Below are 420 nucleotides of genomic sequence, written 5' to 3'. Positions count from 1 at the left end.
CTAAACAGCCAACAACGTACCGCGGTAGCACAAGCTCAAGGCTTTTTCAAAAATGAGATTGTGCCCATCACTATTCCACAGCGTAAAGGTGATGCTGTGCTTGTGGATACCGATGAACATCCACGTGCATCAACCACTTTAGCTGCACTGACAAAACTTAAAGGAGTGGTCAAAGCTGATGGTACGGTCACGGCGGGAAATGCGTCTGGGATTAATGATGGTGCAGCAGCGTTATTGATCGCCTCAGATGAAGCTGTAGAAAAATACCAATTAAAACCACGTGGCAAAATTATTGCAGCAACCACGGTAGGTGTTGAGCCACGAATTATGGGCTTTGCACCCGCGCCTGCAATCAAGAAACTGCTTAAACAAGCTGATCTTAGTTTAGCGCAAATGGATGTGATTGAACTGAATGAAGCT

General features: G+C 45.7%; 1 pseudogene. It reads left to right on the top strand.

Going from position 1 to position 420, the window contains the following annotated elements:
* Positions 1 to 420: pseudogene (locus tag GJV03_RS21350) on the top strand (acetyl-CoA C-acyltransferase); the annotation flags it as partial.

It is taken from the genome of Acinetobacter sp. RIT698, from assembly GCF_009668065.1.
Classification (GTDB): Bacteria; Pseudomonadota; Gammaproteobacteria; order Pseudomonadales; family Moraxellaceae; genus Acinetobacter; species Acinetobacter guillouiae.
Note: the sequence above shows the minus strand (reverse complement) of the source record. Positions and strands in the feature narration are given on the sequence as shown.